Source organism: Pseudoclavibacter terrae (genome assembly GCF_008831075.1).
In the GTDB taxonomy this organism is placed as follows: Bacteria; Actinomycetota; Actinomycetes; order Actinomycetales; family Microbacteriaceae; genus Pseudoclavibacter; species Pseudoclavibacter terrae.
Genome location: NZ_WBJX01000001.1, coordinates 903,000 through 920,383, shown reverse-complemented (window position 1 = coordinate 920,383; position 17,384 = coordinate 903,000). Strand labels below are relative to the sequence as shown.

Genomic DNA, 17,384 nt, shown 5'->3' with positions numbered 1-17,384 from the left:
ACCGCTCAGGGAATCAGGCGGTCGGCGCGGTAGCGCTCGAACAGCTCGGCGAAGGCCTGGTCGGTTCGGCGGAAGCTGAGGAAGCCGGCGTCGCGGCTCTTGCCCATGTCGGTGACGACCTCCATCTCGCGGCCGAGATCGGCATCGGTGTGCCACCAGGATGCGAGCCGTGAGATGTCCGACTCGACGAGGTCGTGCTCGGCGACGACGGCCGGCCAGTGCTGCTCGAGCTGCTTCATCTGCACCTCCAGCGGGCGAGCCTCGCCCTCGAACCCGACAACCTGCCCGGCGGGGACTCCGAGCATCTCGGCGAGGCGCGGCCACATCCACCGCCAGCGGAAGATGTCGCCGTCGACGATGTTGAACGCCTCGTTTCGGCCAGCGGGACCGGTCGACGCCCACACCATCTGCTCGGCCAGGACTCCCGCATCCGTCATGTCGGTGAGGCCGTTCCACTGCGCCTCGCTGCCGGGGAACACGAACGGCACGCCGAGGTGCTTCGTGAGCGCGGCCTGCACGGCGATCGTCAGGCCCATGTTCATGGCGTTGCCGACGGCGTGCCCGATGACGGTGTGCGAGCGGTGCACCGACCAGGTGAAGCGCTGGCGGGCCGCCGCGGCGAACAGCTCGTCCTCCTGCGCGTAGTAGAAGTTCGGGGTGTCGAGCCGCTCGGACTCCTCACGGAACGGGGTGTCCGGCATCTCGCCAGCCGCGTACGCCTCGAATGGCCCCAGGTAGTGCTTGAGTCCGGTGACCAGGGCCGCGTGCTGCACGGGCGCGTGCGCCAGCGCGGCCAGGAGGTCGCGGACCATGGCGCCGTTCACGGCGATGTTCTCCGCCTCCGTCGCCTGGCGCTGCCACGCGGTGAAGAAGACATGCGTCGGGTTCTCGGAAGCCAGCGCAGCCTTGAGGCTCTCAGGGTCGCGCAGGTCGGCGACGATGCCGCGCACCTTCTCGGTGCTCGCGGCGCTGCGCGAGAGCGCGAGCACCTCCCAGCCGTCCTCGGTCAGGCGATCCACGAGGGCCGAGCCGGTGATCCCGGAGGCTCCGACGACGAGCGCCGTCCGCTTCGTTTCGATGGTGTCGTTCGAGTTCGAGGTCATCAGGGGTGCAACGAGGCAGCGAGGGACGATATTCCAGAACCACCCAGCCGAGACAGGCGGAGCCCTAGGCTGGGCCCGTGACCGATCCCGCGCTTCCTCCCGACCCCGACACGCTGCATCCCATCGAGGGTCAGGACCGCGTCGTCCTGCTCAAGCCGCTCATCACGAGCCCGCTCATCAGCGTCGGAGACTTCACCTACTCCGACGACCCCGACGACCCGACGGCGTTCGAGACGCGCAACGTGCTGCACCACTACGGGCCGGAGCGTCTCATCATCGGCAAATTCTGCGCGCTCGCGGCGGGTACCCGGTTCATCATGAACGGCGCCAACCACCGCATGTCGGGACCGTCGACCTACCCGTTCCCGATCATGGGCGGTTCGTGGGCGCAGCACCGCGACCTCGTCACCGAGCTGCCGAACCGGGGCGACACCGTCGTCGGCAACGATGTCTGGATCGGCGGCGACGTCACCATCATGCCAGGGGTGCGCATCGGGCACGGGGCGATCATCTCCACGGCTTCGGTCGTCACCAAGGACGTGCCCGACTACGGCGTCGTCGGCGGCAACCCGGCCACGCTCATCCGACGCCGATTCGATGACGCCGACGTCGCGACCCTGCTCGACGCCGCCTGGTGGGACTGGCCGATCGAGGCGATCACCGAGCACCTGCGCGCCATCTCCGATGGATCGGTCGCCGAGCTCGCGGCGATCGCTCGCCGGCTCACCTAGACAGCCCGGGTCACCGCAAGGCGCCTCCCAGCCCGCACACCGCCACGGTCGCTGCTTCCGGAGACTCGCGGAACGAGACGCAGCGCTCCTCGACGATGCGTCGCTGCGGCGTCCCTCAGGCGGCCTCCACCTGCCGCAGCACGCCGGAGTCGAGTGCCGCGAGCGCGACGACCTTGTAGCCCTCCGACTCGAAGAAGATCGTCGCCCGGTCCTCCTCCAGGCTCACGACCGTGCCGGCTCCCCACTCGCGGTGCTCGACGGGTTCATCGACGGCAAGCGGAGCGTCCGCGGCGCTGTCGATGCCCGTGCGCGAGTCGCGGGCGCTTGCGGCGCCCGCAGCCTCTGGAGCGTCTCCGTCGGCCTCGTGTCGCTCGCAGCCGTCACAGTTGCCGCACCACTCAGGCCCGTCGACCCCGAAGTAGTCGAGCAGCACCCGGCGGCGACACAACGACTCCTCGGCGTAGGCACGCATCATGGCCAGCCGCGACTCGGCGATGCGTTCCCGAGCGGCGGACGCTTCCTTGACTGCCCGCACGACGACATCCACCCGGGTCCTGCGCAGTGGATGCACTCCCTCGGCTGTGTCGACGAGGCCCGCATCCACCAACTGGTTGAGGAGCCTGGAGACGGACCTGGCGGGCCGGTCGACGGCCTCGGCGAGCTCCCGCACGCTGGCACCGGGCTTGCGCTTGATGGCGTGCCACACGCTGCGCAACCCGGCGCTGTCGACCGAGCGCTTCGCGAAGAAGCGTCGCAACGCGAGGTCCTCGACGCGGTAGTGCAGCACGGCCGTCGCCGGCTCGCCGTCACGGCCGGCGCGGCCCACCTCCTGGTAGTACGCGTCGAGAGACTCCGTCGTCGCGGCGTGCAACACGAAGCGCACGTCACCCCGGTCGATGCCCATGCCGAACGCGGAGGTCGCGACGACCACGTCGAGGTCGCCGTCGCGCCACCGGTCCTGGACAGCACGACGCTCCGAGACCTTGAGCCCTGCGTGGTACGCGGCAACGTGGCGGTCTTCCGCGGCGAGCTCGGCCGCGTATGCCTCCGTCTCCCGGCGCGAGGCCACGTAGATGAGGCCGGGTGCGGTCCAGCTGCGCGCCTCCTGGATGATGGCGGCTCGCTTCTCGTCCTCGCTCTCGTGGCGCTGCACCACGAGCCGGATCTCCGGGCGGTCGACGCCGTGCACCTGCACGTCCGGGTCCTGCATCCGCAGCCGCTCGATGATGTCCGCTCTCACCGGCTTCGACGCCGTCGCGGTCATCGCCAGCACCGGCGGGTCGCCAAGCGCTGAACGCACATCGCCGAGCCTCAGGTAGTCGGGCCGGAAGTCGTGCCCCCAGGAGGAGACGCAGTGCGCCTCGTCGACGACGAGCAGTGACACGCCCTGCGCCGCGAGACGGGCGACGTTGTCCTCGTCCGCGAGCTGCTCGGGCGCGAGGAGCACGTAGAGCGATCCGCCCTCGTCGATCCGCTCCCACGCACGCTCGACCGCTGCGGCACCCCGCGAGGAGTTGATCGCGACGACGTCGGGGGCGTCCGGCGCGGCCTCGATCGACGCACGCTGGTCGGCCTGCAGGGCGATGAGCGGCGAGACGACGAGGACGATGCCGCCGCGCGCAGCGCCCGCGACCTGGTAGACCGCGGACTTCCCACCACCGGTCGCGAGCACGAGCAGCGTGTCGCGCCCCGCGGCCGCCGAGCGGATTGCGTCGCCCTGACCGGGGAGGAGCGACTCCCACCCGAACCGCTCCCGCGCGATGCGCTCGATGGTGTCGTGAGCAGGTGCGGGGGAACTCATGCTCTCGACGGTATCGACGACGAACTCGGTGGCGACGTCGCTTGACAGGCCCCCCTGCTTCGTGCCGCCCCGACTCGCTGGATGCACCCGAGTGATGCCGGTTCCTGCCGCCGGGAGCCAGCATTCCCCGTGCGGATGCGGCGCACGCGAGACGGCCGGCGTCCCCTGAGGGAGCACCGGCCGTCGCCTTGCCTGCTGGAGGCTAGTTCACCTCGTTGGGGTGCGCCGCGACGCGACCCTCCTCGCCGCGCTCGAGCGCCGTGATGGCGTCGTACTCGGCACCAGACAGCTCGAAGTCGAAGACCTGGGCGTTCTCGACCATGCGCTCACGCGACGTGGTCTTCGGGAACACGATGTTGCCCTTCTGGATGTGCCAGCGGATGACGACCTGTGCTGGCGTCTTGCCGTGTGCATCCGCCGCGGCCGTGACGGGCTCGAGCTCGAAGAGCGGGTACTTGGCCTGGCCGAGCGGGCCCCACGCCTCGGTCTTGATGTCCTCGGCCTGCAGGTAGGCGTCGAGCTCCGGCTGCTGGAAGATCGGGTGCTGCTCGATCTGGTTGACGACCGGCTTCACGCCCGTTGCCGAGATGATGTCGCGCAGGTGCGACTCGAAGAAGTTGCACACGCCGATCGACGTGGTGAGGCCGGCCTGCTGCAGCTCGACGAGGGCTTCCCAGCTCTCGACATACGTATTCTGCTTGGGCGTCGGCCAGTGGATGAGGTACAGGTCGGCCTTCTCGAGGCCGAGGCGCTCGAGGCTCGCGTCGATCGCGGCGCGAGGCGTGTCGCGACCCTGCTCGTCGTTCCACAGCTTCGTGGTGATGTAGAGCTCCTCGCGCGGGATGCCCGACTTCGCGATGGCGCGGCCCACGCCCTCCTCGTTGCCGTAGATCTTCGCGGTGTCGATGTGGCGGTACCCGACCTCGAGGGCGTCGGAGACGATGCGCTCGGTCTCCGCCGGGTCGACCTTGAAGACGCCGAAGCCGAGCTGGGGGATGCTGGTGCCGTCGTTGAGGGATACGTTTGGGATCTGCAATGCGGTCATCCCACAGTTTTACCAAGCGTGTGCAACTAAAGCGAGTTGGTGAGCGACGCTGGAAGCGAACGAGCGCGGATCGCGACCGCTGAGTGGCCGGTGCGGGGCACATTCGCAAGCCACCTGGCAATAGACTGAACTGCTCATGACTACGACGCCCCTCGAGATCTCCTACCCGCCGGAGCTGCCCGTCAGCCAGATGCGGGACGAGATCCGCGACGCCATCGCCGCCAACCAGGTGGTCATCGTCGCGGGCGAGACCGGCTCGGGCAAGACGACGCAGCTGCCGAAGATCTGCCTCGAGCTCGGCCGCACCATGATCGGGCACACGCAGCCGCGACGCATCGCCGCCCGCACGATCGCGGAGCGCATCGCCGATGAGCTCGGCGGCGACATCGGCGGCCTCGTCGGCTACCAGGTGCGCTTCACCGACGAGGTGTCCGCAGAGACGCGCGTGAAGCTCATGACCGACGGCATCCTCCTCAACGAGATCCACCGCGACCGGCTGCTGCGCAAGTACGACACGATCATCATCGACGAGGCGCACGAGCGCAGCCTCAACATCGACTTCCTCCTCGGCTACCTGAAGACGCTCCTGCCGAAGCGCCCCGACCTGAAGGTCATCATCACGTCGGCGACGATCGACCCCGAGTCGTTCTCGAAGCACTTCAACGACGCCCCGATGATCGAGGTCTCCGGCCGCACCTTCCCCGTCGACGTGCGCTACCGGCCGCTCGTCGCCGACGCACCGCTCCCTGGTGAACAGGACGAGGACGCCGCACCGCAGACGCCGGAGCGCGACATGTTCGAGGGCATCGTCGATGCGCTCGACGAGCTCGACCGCGACCTGCCGGGTGACGTCCTCGTGTTCCTCTCGGGCGAGCAGGAGATCCGGGATGCGCAGGACGCGATCCGCGCGCACCTCGCGCGCGACCGCCGCCCCGAGTCCACCGAGGTGCTCCCGCTCTTCGGGCGCCTCTCCTCCGCCGAGCAGCACCGCGTGTTCGAGTCGAAGCGCCCACCGGGCGTGCGGCGCCGCGTCGTGCTCGCGACGAACGTCGCCGAGACGAGCCTCACGGTGCCGGGCATCGTGGCCGTCATCGACACGGGCACCGCCCGCATCTCCCGCTACTCGACGCGCGCGAAGGTGCAGCGACTCCCCATCGAGGCCATCTCGCAGGCCTCCGCGAAGCAGCGCTCAGGCCGCGCGGGCCGCACCTCGGCGGGCGTCGCGATCCGCCTCTACTCCGAGGCGGACTTCGACCGCCGCCCCGAGTTCACCGAGCCCGAGATCCTCCGCACGAACCTCGCGAGCGTGCTCCTGCAGATGCTCGAGCTCGGCCTCGGCGCGCTCTCCGAGTTCCCGTTCCTGCAGCCGCCGGACGCGCGCGGCATCAAGGACGGCACCGACCTGCTCAGCGAGCTCGGCGCCGTCGAGCCCGGCAAGGCCAGCCAGGGGAAGAGCAGCCAGCTGCGGCTCACGAAGATCGGCCGCAGCCTCGCACGCCTGCCCATCGACCCCCGCTTCGGGCGCATGGTCATCGAGTCGAAGCAGCACGACGTGAGCCGCGAGGTGCTCATCATCGTGGCGGGCATGACGGTGCAGGACATCCGCGAGCGGCCGCTCGACCACCGGCAGAAGGCCGACGAGCTGCACGCCAGATTCCGCGACCCGTCCAGCGACTTCCTCACCCTCGTGAACCTCTGGAACTACCTCGAGGAGCAGAGCCACGAGCTCGGCTCGAGCGCGTTCCGCCGCAAGTGCCGCGACGAGTTCATCAACTTCGTCCGCTTCCGCGAGTGGCAGGACGTGTTCAGGCAGCTGCGTCAGCTCGCCGGCCCCATCGGCCTGAAGGTGCAGCGGCCCGCCGCTGGCCAGGTACAGGAGCCCGGCGCGCTCGCCGACGCCATCCACCGCTCCATGCTCGCCGGCCTCCTCAGCCACATCGGCATCCGCGACGAGCTGAAGCGCGACTACGCGGGAGCCCGAGGCACCCGCTTCCAGATCTTCCCCGGCTCGGGCCTCGCGAAGGCGAAGAAGCAGCCGGATGTCGTCATGGCGGCCGAGCTCGTCGAGACGAGCCGCCTCTTCGCACGCACCGTCGCCAAGATCGATCCGGCCTGGGCCGAGGTGCTCGCCGGCGACCTCGCGAAGCGCAACCACTCCGACCCGCACTGGGAGAAGAAGCAGGGCTCCGCCGTCGCGATCGAGCGCGTGACCCTCTACGGCGTGCCGATCGTCCGCGGGCGCACGGTGCAGTTCTCCAAGATCGACCCGGCCTGGTCGCGCGACCTGTTCATCCGTCACGCCCTCGTCGAGGGCGACTGGAACGGCCGCCACAGCTTTGACTCGAAGAACCGGGCGCTGCGCAAGAGCCTCGCCGACCTCGAGGAGCGCACCAGGTCGCGCGGCGCGTACTCCGACGACGAGGACGCCGTCTTCGAGTTCTACGACGAGCGGCTCCCCCGCGACGTCGTCTCGCAGTCGACATTCGAGAAGTGGTGGCAGGGCGCGCAGAAGCAGACCCCGCAGCTGCTCACGATGACGCGGGCGGATGTGCTCGGCGAGGAGCACGCCGACCCAGACGAGCAGGGTGCCGGGTTCCCGACCGAGTGGAAGCAGGGCGACCAGCGCCTGCGCCTCAGGTACCGCTTCGACCCGGGGGCGCCCGACGACGGCGTGACCGTCAACATCCCGCTCCCCCTGCTGTCGCGCCTCGACGACCGCGGCTTCGACTGGCAGGTTCCCGGCATGCGCCGCGAACTCGTCATCGCGCTCCTCAAGTCGCTGCCGAAGGCGACCCGCCGCAACTTCGTGCCGTCCGCCGACTGGGCCGACAAGCTGCTCGGCGAGCTCGGCGAGGCGAGGCCCGACCTCGGCCAGGAGGTTCCCGGCGACTTCGACGACGCGCTGCGGCAGATCATGCAGCGGCAGGCGGGCATCCGCTTCGACGTCTCCGAGTTCGACTGGACCCGCGTTCCGTCCCACCTGCGGGTGCGCTTCCGAGTGCTCGACGACCGCGGGCGCGAGCTCGGCACCGGCGAAGACCTCACGGCGCTGCAGGAGAAGCTCAAGAAGGCGTCGGAGGCGTCGGTCCTGCGCGCCACCCAGCAGGTCGCCGCACCTGCCCGGCCAGGGAACGGCGTGCGCGAAGCCGGCTCGGTGCCCGCGCAGAGCGCGTCGACGGCGGAACTACGCTACGACCAGCACGGGCTCACCGAATGGCCGCTCGACGAGATCCCGGAGCTCATCGACATCAAGCGCAAGCACGGCGTCATCCGCGCCTACCCGTCGCTGGCCGTCGTCAAGGGCAGCATCGATCTCCGCCTCGTGACGACCCCAGAGGACCAGGCGCGCGAGCATCCCGTCGGCGTCGCCGCCCTGCTCGCCGCCTCGGTGCCCTCACCCGCGAGCTACGTGCAGGAGCACCTGACGGCGAAGGAAAAGCTCGCCCTCGCCACGAGCCCGTACCACTCGACGCCGGCGCTCTTCAACGACATCGTGGCCGCGCTCGCCCAGGACGCGGTTGCCGCGTACTCCGCGGATCACGGCGGGCCCGTGCGCACTCGTGCGGCCTTCGACGAGCTGCGCGAGGCCTTCAACGCGACCCTCGTCGACCGCATGTTCGCGCAGACCAAGCTCGTCTCCGAGGTACTCGACCGCTTCCGCGAGGCGAACAAGGCACTCAAGTCGGCGAACCACATCTCCGTGCTGCCGTCGCTCGCCGACGCCAGGTCGCAGCTGCAGGCCCTCGTGTACCCGGGGTTCGTGTCGAAGACCGGTGTCGCGCGGCTCGCGCACCTGCCCCGCTACCTGCGCGCGCTCACCTACCGCCTCGAACGGGTGCTCAGCCACTCGAGCATCGAGCGCGCCGGGCTCATGCAGGTCGAGCAGGCCACGGCTCTGTACACGGAAGCCGGGGGCACCTTCCCCGTCGCACGCACTGCGCCCGCGTCCATCGTGCAGGCGAGGTGGATGCTCGAAGAGTTCCGCGTGAGCCTCTTCGCCCAGCAGCTCGGCACTGCCGAGACCGTCTCGCTCAAGCGCATCCGCCAGGCCCTCGCCGAGAAGTAGCGCGCCGCACCGGATCGCTGCCGCAGATCGCTGCCCGATAACCCGACCCCGCGAGGCGAACGTGAGGGTGGCTTCTCAGGCAGCGCTGACGCTCCTGACCGTTAGACCGCCGTGTAGCCGCCGTCGACGAGCACGTAGGAGCCCGTCATGAAGCTGGCCTTGTCGGAGAGCAGGAACGTCGCGAGGTTCGCGACCTCCTGCGGCTGGCCGAGGCGTCCGAGCGGGTGCTTCGCCTCAAGGGCCGCGAACCCGGCCGCGTCGAGGTGCTGCTCGAGCAGCGGGGTGCGGATGTACGCGGGCCCGACCGCGTTGATGCGCAGCCCCTGGGGTCCGTACTCTGCCGCCGCGTTCTTGGTGAGGCCGACGACGCCGTGCTTGGCCGCCGTGTAGGCGCCGCTGCCGATCGCTGCGACCGTGCCATGGATCGATGCCATGTTGACGATCGCGCCCTCGTCGGCACCAGCCTCGAGGATGGCCGGGATCTGCGCGCGCAGACCGTAGAGCACGCCGTTGAGGTTGATGTTGATGACGCGGTCCCAGTCGTCGACGTCCACCTCGGCCGCCGGCGCGGCCTTCCCACCGATGCCCGCGTTGTTCACGGCGTAGTTGAGCTTGCCGTAGGTCGCGACGGCGTGCTCGACGGTGCGGACGCTGTCCTCGGCGATGGCCGTGTTCGCTTCGAAGGGCGACGCCGTGCCGCCGGCTGCCTCGATCTCGGCGACGACGCGCTTCGCGCCCTCGAGGTTGATGTCGGAGACGACGACCTTGACGCCGTTCGCGGCGAGGTCCTTGGCGATCGCCTCCCCGATCCCGGAACCGCCGCCCGTTACGATCGCGACCTTGTCCTGAAATGCCATCTGCTGAGTCCTTCCGAAGCTGGGCCGGTGGGATCCGGCCGTCGCTTCGAGTGTCCTCCCGAGCATCGTCCAGTGGCTGGGTCCCGGGTCAGCGAAGAGGCGTACGATCCGAGTGAGCTGTATCTGCAAGAGCTGTCCGGGCGCTGCTTCCGGGCGCGCTATCCGGGCGCTGTTTCCGGGCACGCTATTCGGGCACGCGACACACAGCCGTGCTGGGTTTCGGCGACGCTGATGGGTCTCGCAGACGGCCGTGCGGGCTTTTTGCGAGTGTGATGGGAAAAAACCCATCATCGTCCAGGAAAAGTCCGCACGTCCGGCGGACGGATGGGTCCTGGGCGCGGGGCGACCGGCTTCGCAGCAACACAGCAACAGCAACGCAGCAACAGGAACAGGAACAGGAACAGGAACAGGAACAGGAACAGCAACAGCAACAGCAACAGCAACAGCAACAGGATGCGACTCCCGGATGCGAGCTCCGCCTGCCCGATCACACGGGCAGGAAGAACCAGGCCACTGCGGTGATCAGCGCCCCGAGCACCGCGCCGAGCGCAACCTCGGTCGACGAGTGGTGCCCGAGACGGAGCCGACTCCACACGATCACGGGCAGGGCTGCGAAGAGCAGCAGACAGCAGGGCGAGGAACACGCACAGCGCGCTCCAGCAGAACGCGTGCACCGAGACCTTGGGGCCGACGACGGTGATGGCGCCCGCCGCGATGAGCCCCACGAACATCGTCCCGAGCGCCCAGAGCATCATCGACGGCGCTCCGGGCAGGACCAGCAGCAGCACGCTCACGGCGACCGACAGGAGGCAGACGCCGTATGCCCACGGCCGCTGCCGCTTCTGGGTGACGTGGCGGTCGGTGAGCATCCCGCGCCGCGACGCGATCTCGAGCACCGCGTACGGCACGACGCCGCAGAGCACTGCCGGAATCGCACCCCAAAGGAGACCCGGCAACCCCGCCGCGCTCGACAGGCCGCTGAGCAGGGAGATGACGACGACCGGCAGCGCCGGGGTGGAGAGCTCGGTGATGAGCTCCGCCGCCCCGACGCTGCCGCGTGCTCCCACGCCAGCCACGCGAGGCGTGTCAGGCACGTCAGGCACGCCGGGCACGCCAGGCACGTCAGGCACGCCGGGCACGTCAGGCACGTCAGGCACGCCGGGCACGGCGGTGCTACTCGGCGGCGGCAAGCCAGACCGTGGTGTCGGTCGCCAGCTGCCCGGCGGCGTCCACGTGCGCGACCTCGCTGCGGGCGAGCACTCGACGCCCTTCCGGCAGCGCAACCGGCTCGACGCCGAAGTTCGTGATGACGGTGACGTCGCCGTTCCGGTAGGCGAGCACCTCGTCGCCGAAGCCGTCGACCCATTCGAAGCGCGCATCCCCCAGCCCGAGGTCGTGCTCGCGTCGGAGCGCGAGCAGCGAGCGGTAGAGGTTGAGCGTCGACGCGGGGTCGTGCACCTGCTCGCTGCGGGCGAGCTTCGCCCACAGCTCAGGCTGCGGAAGCCATGACTCCCCCGTCGGGCTGAAGCCGTAGCTGTCGCCCTCGGCCTCCCAGGGGATGGGCACGCGGCAGCCGTCGCGGCCGTACAGCTCGCCCTCGGAGCGGATGAAGATGGGATCCTGCCGCGCGTCGTCGGCGAGGTCGATGACATCGGGAAGCCCGAGCTCCTCACCCTGGTAGAGGTAGCTCGACCCCGGGAGGCCGAGCATGAGGGCGGTCGCGGCGCGGGCGCGGCGCTCCCCCACGATGGGGTCGGGCTGGCCGGGGGTCTTCGGGCCGACGCCGGCGCCGTGCGCGTTCGGCTCGGTCAGCGCGAGGCGGGTCGCGTGGCGCACCGTGTCGTGGTTCGACAGCACCCACGTGCTGGGGGCTCCGGATGCGGCGAACGCGGCGAGCGAGCGCGTCACGACCTCCTTCTGGCCGTCCGCGTCCCACGGGGCGCGCAGGTACGCGAAGTTGAACGTCTGGTGCAGCTGGCCGGGGCGGACCCACTCGGCCATCTCCTCGACGCTCGGGAGCCACGCCTCACCGCAGAGCACGCGGTCGCCGTCGTACTCGGCCGCCACGAGGTGCCAGGCGCGGAAGATGTCGTGCACGGCCTCCTGCCCGAGGTACGGGGTGCGGGGGTCGCCGACGATGGGCAGGTTGCTCTCGACGGGGATGTAGTCGGGCAGCCCGTCTTCTTTCGCGAGGCCGTGGGCGACGTCGATGCGGAAGCCGTCGACGCCGCGGTCGAGCCAGAAGCGGAGGATGTCCTCGAAGTCCTGGTGCACCACGGGGTTCGACCAGTCGAAGTCGGGCTGCGTGGAGTCGAAGAGGTGCAGGTACCACTGGCCGGGCGTCCCGTCGGCTTCCGTGAGGCGCGTCCAGGCGGGCCCGCCGAACAGCGACTGCCAGTTGTTCGGCGGCAGCTCGCCGTGCTCGCCCTTGCCCTCGCGGAACAGGTAGCGTGCGCGTTCCGGGCTGCCGGGTCCAGCGGCCACGGCCGCCTTGAACCAGGCGTGCTCCGAGGAGGAGTGGTTGGGGACGATGTCGACGATGATGCGGATGCCCCGCTCGTGAGCGGCTTCGAGCATCCGGTCGAACTCGTCGAGCGTGCCGAAGACGGGGTCGACGTCGCAGTAGTCGGCGACGTCGTAGCCGGCGTCATTGAGCGGCGACGGGTAGAACGGGGAGAGCCAGATGGCGTCGATGCCGAGGTCGGCGAGGTCCGGGATGTGCGCGGTGACGCCGGCGAGATCGCCGATGCCGTCGCCGGTGCCGTCCGCGAACGAACGCGGGTAGACCTGATAGATGACGGCCGAACGCCACCATTCGGATCCGGGGGTGGTGTCCTTCGCGAACTGGGCTGCGGTGGGTGCATCGTTGAGCGTCACGTCGACAGGCTAGTGGAAACGCGGCACCCCCTGTCCACCGGACAGGGGGTGCCGCGTTCTTGGGTCCCGGGTTCGCGAACCGGCTAGAGCACCTTGCCGAGGAAGTCCTGCGTGCGCGACTCCTTCGGGTTGCCGAACAGCTCGTCCGGAGTTCCCGTCTCGACGATCTTGCCTTCGGCCATGAACACGACACGGTCGGCGACTTCGCGTGCGAAGCCCATCTCGTGCGTGACCAGGGCCATCGTCATGCCCGACTTCGCGAGGTCGCGGATGACCTGCAGCACCTCCCCCACCATCTCGGGGTCGAGGGCGCTGGTCGCCTCGTCGAAGAGCATGATCTCCGGGTCCATGGCGAGCGCGCGGGCGATCGCCACGCGCTGCTTCTGTCCGCCGGAGAGCTGCGAGGGGCGGCGATCCATGAGGTGGTCGAGGCCGACTCGGCGCAGCAGCTCCTCGCCGCGCGTGTTGGCCGCCTCCTTGCTCGTGCCCTTGATCTCGCGGGGTGCCAGCGTCACGTTCTCCAGCACGGTCATATGCGGGAAGAGGTTGAAGTGCTGGAACACCATGCCGATGCGCTGGCGCACCTTGTCGAGGTTCGTCTTCGGCGCCGTGATGTCGTCGTCGTCGATGTAGACGTGGCCCTTGGTGACTTCTTCGAGGCGGTTGAGGCACCGCAGCAGCGTCGACTTGCCCGAACCGGACGGGCCGATGATGGCGATGACCTCACCGTTGGCGATCTCGAGGTCGATGCCCTTGAGCACCTCGACGGGGCCGAACGACTTGTGCATCTCGACGACGCGCACGCGCGGCTGGCCCGAGTTGACGGCGTCGAAGCGTCCAGTGAATGGCGTCTGCTCCACGGCTGACGCATCCGACGCTGAGTTGTTCACGTCACTCATTTGTTGAACCTCTTGTCGACGTAGTTGGAGAGGACCGTCAGCAGGTAGATGACGATGAAGTAGAGCACACCGACGACGAGCCAGATCTCGAACGACCGGAAGGTCGAGGCGATGACGATGCGGCCCTGGTAGGTGAGCTCAGCGAAGCCGAGGACGGACAGCAGCGAGGTGTCCTTCAGCGTGATGATGAACTGGTTGATGAGCGAGGGCGTCATGATCTTGAACGCCTGCGGCAGCACGACTCGGCGCATGGACTTGCCACGCGTCAGGCCGAGCGAGCGAGCCGCTTCCATCTGGCCGGGGTCGACGGACTGGATGCCCGAGCGCACGGTCTCTGTGATGTACGCGCCGGCGTTGAGGCTCAGCGTGATCACACCGGCCGTCAGCGCGTCGAGCGAGATGCCCGTCACGGCTGGCACACCGAAGTAGAAGAAGAACGCCTGCACCAGCACCGGGGTGCCTCGGAAGATGTTCACGTACGTCGATGCGATGCCGCGGAGCAGCAGGTTCTTCGAGATCTTCAGGAAGCCGAACGCGAGGCCGAGGATCATGGCGAAGACGAGCGACAGCGCGGTCGCGAGCAGCGTGTAGCCGAGGCCGACCATGAGCGACGGGAGGGCCGCCACGACGAGCTCGAAGAATCCCAGCTGACCCGATTCCTCTTCGCTGCCGAGGTAGCGGTCGTTGATCGTGTCGAGCACTCCCGTGTCTTCGGCGTTGGCGAGGCCGGCGTCGAACATCTCGAGCAGGTCGGCGTTCTGTCCCTTGAGCACCGCGAAGCCGTACTCGCCGCCCTCGATGGGGTCTCCGACGGTCATGAGGCCGTTGCCCTGCTGGATGCCGTACTGCAGCACAGGGAAGTCCTCGAACAGTGCGACGGAGTTGCCCGTCTGCACCTCCGCGATCATGTCGGCGGTGTCGGAGAACGTGCGGATCGTGAAGCCGTACTCGGTCGACAGCTCCTCGGCGGTCGTGGCGCCCACGGTTCCCGTCTTGACGGCGACGTTCTTGCCGGCCAGGTCCTCGTAGCCGGTGATGCTCGTGTCGCCATCAGCGACGGCCATCTGCACACCGGAGGTGAAGTACGGCTCCGAGAAGTCGAACACCTCCTTGCGCTCGTCCGTGATGGTCATGCCGGCGATGATGCCGTCGGCCTGGCCGGACTGGACCGCCTGGAGTGCGGCATCGAAGCCGAGCGGCTTAATGTCGACCGCGAAGCCCTGGTTCGCGGCGATCGCGCGCATCAGGTCCATGTCGATGCCGATGGTCTCGCCGTTCTGCTCGAACTCGAACGGCGCGTAGGTGTTGTCCGTCGCGATGACGAACGAGCCCTTGTCCTGCGGGGTGTCGACCGGGAAGAGCGGGTTCTTGGGCAGTGTGCCGGGACCGTCGTCCTCGATGACCTCGTTGCCGAGCGTGACGACTCCGCCGGAGATCTTGGTCGCGTCGGGCGCGCCGTCGCCGAGGTACTCGTCGAGGATGCCCTGGTAGGTGCCGTTCTCGACGACGTTCTTCAGGCCTTCGTTGAAGGCCTCGCGGAGCTCCGTGTTCTGGCCCTTGTTGACCGCGAAGCCGTACGAGGATGCGCGCTCCGGCTCGGTGACCGTCTTGAGGTTGATCTCGCCGGTCTCGATGCCGTACTGGAGGATCGGGAAGTCGTCGAAGACCGCGACCGAGTTGCCGCTCGTGACGTCGTTGAACGCGTCGGACGCATCCTGGAAGCCGGTGACGGTGAAGCCGATCTCCTTGCCCAGGGTCTCGGCGAACGTGAAGCCCTCGGTGCCGTTCTTGGCGGCGACGGTCTTGCCCGCGAGGTCCTCGTACGTGGTGACGTCGCCATTGTCCTTGGCGACGGCCATCTGGATGCCTGAGTCGAAGTAGGGGTTCGAGAAGTCGAACGTGCCCTTCCGCTCATCGGTGATCGACATGCCGGCGATCATGCCGTCGACCGCGTTGGTCTGCACTGCCTGCAACGCGCCATCGAACCCGAGCGACTTGATGTCGACTGTGAAGCCCTGATCATCCGCGATGGCGTTGATGAGGTCCATGTCGATGCCGCGGAGCTCGCCGTCGATCTCGAACTCGAACGGCGCCCACGTGGTGTCGGTGGCGATCGTGAAGGTCTGTCCCTCGACCGAGCTCTTGCCGATCGTGGCCGCCTGGGCGGTTCCCGCGATGGCTCCGCCGGTCAGCAGCAGCAGCAGTGCGACCGCGATGACGGACAGGACTTGGTTTCGTGAGTCTGCGACTCGTTGCAGGAGTGAGGTGAGCGAAGTTCGCATCGTGCTCCTCGGCCGGGGCAGAACATTGAGCAGCGTTGGAACCTGTCGGAACCCGGCTGCCCCCGCGTCTGCCGGTCTGTCGGCTGACGCAGATCGCCTCAGCCGAATTGTGTGCGCAACGCTACCGGCCTGGGAGTCTGCTGAATGACACGATCCGCACATCGTGTTCGCCTTGTGATGTTCATCCGTCGCAGCGAGTCGCCGATTCCCATCTCGCGGGAGGCGCCTGGATGGTGCCGTTTGGAGCGCTCATCCGGTCGGCGGGATGCGGGACGGGAACCTCCCTAATGCGTGAACCCGCGCTTGCCGTCCCCTCCGTCGGAACGGCCTGCGGCGCCCGAATCGAGGTCCCGGACCGCGCCACGGAGATCTTCCATGAGGTCGTCGGCAAGGTCACGTCCGAGCCCGTTGCGAACCACGATGCGTTGGACGAGTCGGTCGGAGAGATTGTCTGGCAGCGGATACGAGGGCACGAGCCAGCCGGTCATGCGCAGCCGGTCGGAGACATCGGCGAGAGTCCATGCGCCGCCCGCGTCGGTGCGCTGCCAGGCGAAGACGGGGATGTCGAGCTGCCTGTTGAAGAGGGTGAACTCGTCCATGGAGTCGATCTCCTGCGCGAGGAACTGCGCCACATCCATCGTCGCGCGCTGCACGCGCTCGTACCCCGAGAACCCCAGGTGCAGGAACTGGTAGTACTGCAGCAGCACCTGCGCGCCGGGGCGCGAGAAGTTGAGGGTGAGTGTGGGGATGTCGCCGCCGAGGTAGCTGACCCGGAAGATCAGCTCGGGCGGCACGAGGTCGACGTCGCGCCACACGACCCAGCCGAGGCCGGGGTACACGAGCCCGTACTTGTGGCCGGAGGTGTTGATCGACACGACCCGGTCGACGCGGAAGTCCCACTCGAGGTCCCGGTTGAGGAACGGCGCGATCATGCCGCCGGACGCTCCGTCGACGTGCACGGGAATATCCAGGCCGCGCGCCGCCTGGATCCGGTCGAGGGCGGCCGAGATCTCCTTCACGGGCTCGTACGCGCCGGTGTAGGTGACGCCCATGATGGCGACGACGCCGATGGTGTTCTCGTCGACGACGGCGTCGAGCTGGTCGCCCGTGAGCGTCGGATGCGTGTCGTCGATGGGCACGAAGCGAGCCTCCACATCCCAGTAGACGCAGAACTTCTCCCAGCACACCTGCACGGCACTCGACATCACGATGTTGGGTGCATCCGCCGACTGCCCCTTGGCTTTGCGCGCCGAAGCCCACCGCTTCTTCAGGGCGAGGCCTGCCAGCATGGCCGCCTCTGATGAGCCGACCGTGCTCGTCCCGATGGCCGTGGTCACGTCGGGCACGTGCCAAAGGTTCGCGATCATCTTCCAGCATCGCTGCTCGATCTCGGCCGTCCGTCTGTACTCGTCCTTGTCGACGATGTTCTTGTCGAACGTCGCCGAGTAGAGGCGATCGGCGTGCTCGTCCATGTAGGTGCTCACGAAGGTGGCGAGGTTCTGCCTGGCGTTGCCGTCGAGCATCGCGTCGTCACGGACGAGCTGGTACGCGACCTCGCTCCTCGTCCCGCTCTCGGGCAGCTCCAGCTTCGGAAGCGGTCTGAGCTCATCGGCGCTGCTAAAGATCGTCAAGGGATTCTCGTCGGCGGGAGGCGTCATGGGGATGTCCATGTGCTTACTCTTGCCACTGGTGGGCAGGGCCGCAAGAGCCAGACCGGCGCGAA

11 protein-coding genes are annotated in these 17,384 nt (G+C 68.5%); 2 read left to right on the top strand and 9 right to left on the bottom strand.

Annotated elements, in window-relative coordinates; all coding sequences use genetic code 11:
• Positions 1 to 5 precede the first annotated feature (5 nt).
• Positions 6 to 1,103: an SDR family oxidoreductase gene (locus F8O03_RS04285; RefSeq protein ID WP_151422748.1), complete on the bottom strand. Its 1,098-nt coding sequence runs from the start codon at positions 1,101 to 1,103 to the stop codon at positions 6 to 8.
• 77 nt (positions 1,104 to 1,180) lie between these two features.
• On the opposite strand from F8O03_RS04285, the gene F8O03_RS04280 reads away from it, so the two are divergent.
• Complete coding sequence (locus F8O03_RS04280; RefSeq protein WP_151422747.1) at positions 1,181 to 1,834, top strand: CatB-related O-acetyltransferase; 654 nt, start codon at positions 1,181 to 1,183, stop codon at positions 1,832 to 1,834.
• Between the two features lie 115 nt (positions 1,835 to 1,949).
• Here the strand turns inward: F8O03_RS04280 and F8O03_RS04275 are convergent, their stop codons facing one another.
• The gene (locus tag F8O03_RS04275) at positions 1,950 to 3,635 is read right to left on the bottom strand and encodes a RecQ family ATP-dependent DNA helicase (protein ID WP_151422746.1); all 1,686 of its coding nucleotides are present in this window, start codon (positions 3,633 to 3,635) and stop codon (positions 1,950 to 1,952) included.
• A gap of 202 nt (positions 3,636 to 3,837) precedes the next feature.
• The gene (locus tag F8O03_RS04270) at positions 3,838 to 4,671 is read right to left on the bottom strand and encodes an aldo/keto reductase (RefSeq protein WP_208851809.1); all 834 of its coding nucleotides are present in this window, start codon (positions 4,669 to 4,671) and stop codon (positions 3,838 to 3,840) included.
• 145 nt (positions 4,672 to 4,816) lie between these two features.
• On the opposite strand from F8O03_RS04270, the gene hrpA reads away from it, so the two are divergent.
• Positions 4,817 to 8,746: an ATP-dependent RNA helicase HrpA gene (gene hrpA, locus F8O03_RS04265; RefSeq protein WP_151422745.1), complete on the top strand. Its 3,930-nt coding sequence runs from the start codon at positions 4,817 to 4,819 to the stop codon at positions 8,744 to 8,746.
• Between the two features lie 101 nt (positions 8,747 to 8,847).
• Here the strand turns inward: hrpA and F8O03_RS04260 are convergent, their stop codons facing one another.
• From F8O03_RS04260 to gad, 6 genes are all read right to left on the bottom strand, one after another.
• A complete protein-coding gene (locus F8O03_RS04260) occupies positions 8,848 to 9,603 on the bottom strand; it encodes an SDR family NAD(P)-dependent oxidoreductase (RefSeq protein ID WP_151422744.1) in 756 nt (251 codons plus the stop codon).
• 287 nt (positions 9,604 to 9,890) lie between these two features.
• Positions 9,891 to 10,769 (bottom strand): hypothetical protein, encoded by an 879-nt coding sequence (locus F8O03_RS18395; RefSeq protein ID WP_244295899.1) that lies wholly within the window; start codon positions 10,767 to 10,769, stop codon positions 9,891 to 9,893.
• A 7-nt stretch (positions 10,770 to 10,776) separates the two neighbouring features.
• Positions 10,777 to 12,480 carry a glycoside hydrolase family 13 protein gene (locus tag F8O03_RS04240; protein ID WP_151422743.1) on the bottom strand — a complete coding sequence of 568 codons (1,704 nt, stop codon included), beginning with the start codon at positions 12,478 to 12,480 and terminating at the stop codon, positions 10,777 to 10,779.
• Positions 12,481 to 12,563: 83 nt separating this feature from the next.
• Positions 12,564 to 13,268: an amino acid ABC transporter ATP-binding protein gene (locus F8O03_RS04235; RefSeq protein WP_208851808.1), complete on the bottom strand. Its 705-nt coding sequence runs from the start codon at positions 13,266 to 13,268 to the stop codon at positions 12,564 to 12,566.
• Positions 13,269 to 13,375: 107 nt separating this feature from the next.
• A complete protein-coding gene (locus tag F8O03_RS04230; protein ID WP_151422741.1) occupies positions 13,376 to 15,661 on the bottom strand; it encodes an ABC transporter substrate-binding protein/permease in 2,286 nt (761 codons plus the stop codon).
• A 284-nt stretch (positions 15,662 to 15,945) separates the two neighbouring features.
• On the bottom strand, positions 15,946 to 17,331 hold the full coding sequence (gene gad, locus F8O03_RS04225) for a glutamate decarboxylase (protein WP_208851783.1): 1,386 nt from the start codon (positions 17,329 to 17,331) through the stop codon (positions 15,946 to 15,948).
• Between the last annotated feature and the right edge of the window lie 53 nt (positions 17,332 to 17,384).

What these genes read in the sequence shown, in the direction of transcription:
- F8O03_RS04230 (WP_151422741.1), bottom strand. Translation starts at nt 15,661, where the DNA reads ATGCGAACTTCGCTCACCTCACTCCTGCAACGAGTCGCAGACTCACGA.
- F8O03_RS04275 (WP_151422746.1), bottom strand. Translation starts at nt 3,635, where the DNA reads ATGAGTTCCCCCGCACCTGCTCACGACACCATCGAGCGCATCGCGCGG.
- F8O03_RS04285 (WP_151422748.1), bottom strand. Translation starts at nt 1,103, where the DNA reads ATGACCTCGAACTCGAACGACACCATCGAAACGAAGCGGACGGCGCTC.
- F8O03_RS04235 (WP_208851808.1), bottom strand. Translation starts at nt 13,268, where the DNA reads ATGCACAAGTCGTTCGGCCCCGTCGAGGTGCTCAAGGGCATCGACCTC.
- hrpA (WP_151422745.1), top strand. Translation starts at nt 4,817, where the DNA reads ATGACTACGACGCCCCTCGAGATCTCCTACCCGCCGGAGCTGCCCGTC.
- F8O03_RS04260 (WP_151422744.1), bottom strand. Translation starts at nt 9,603, where the DNA reads ATGGCATTTCAGGACAAGGTCGCGATCGTAACGGGCGGCGGTTCCGGG.
- gad (WP_208851783.1), bottom strand. Translation starts at nt 17,331, where the DNA reads ATGGACATCCCCATGACGCCTCCCGCCGACGAGAATCCCTTGACGATC.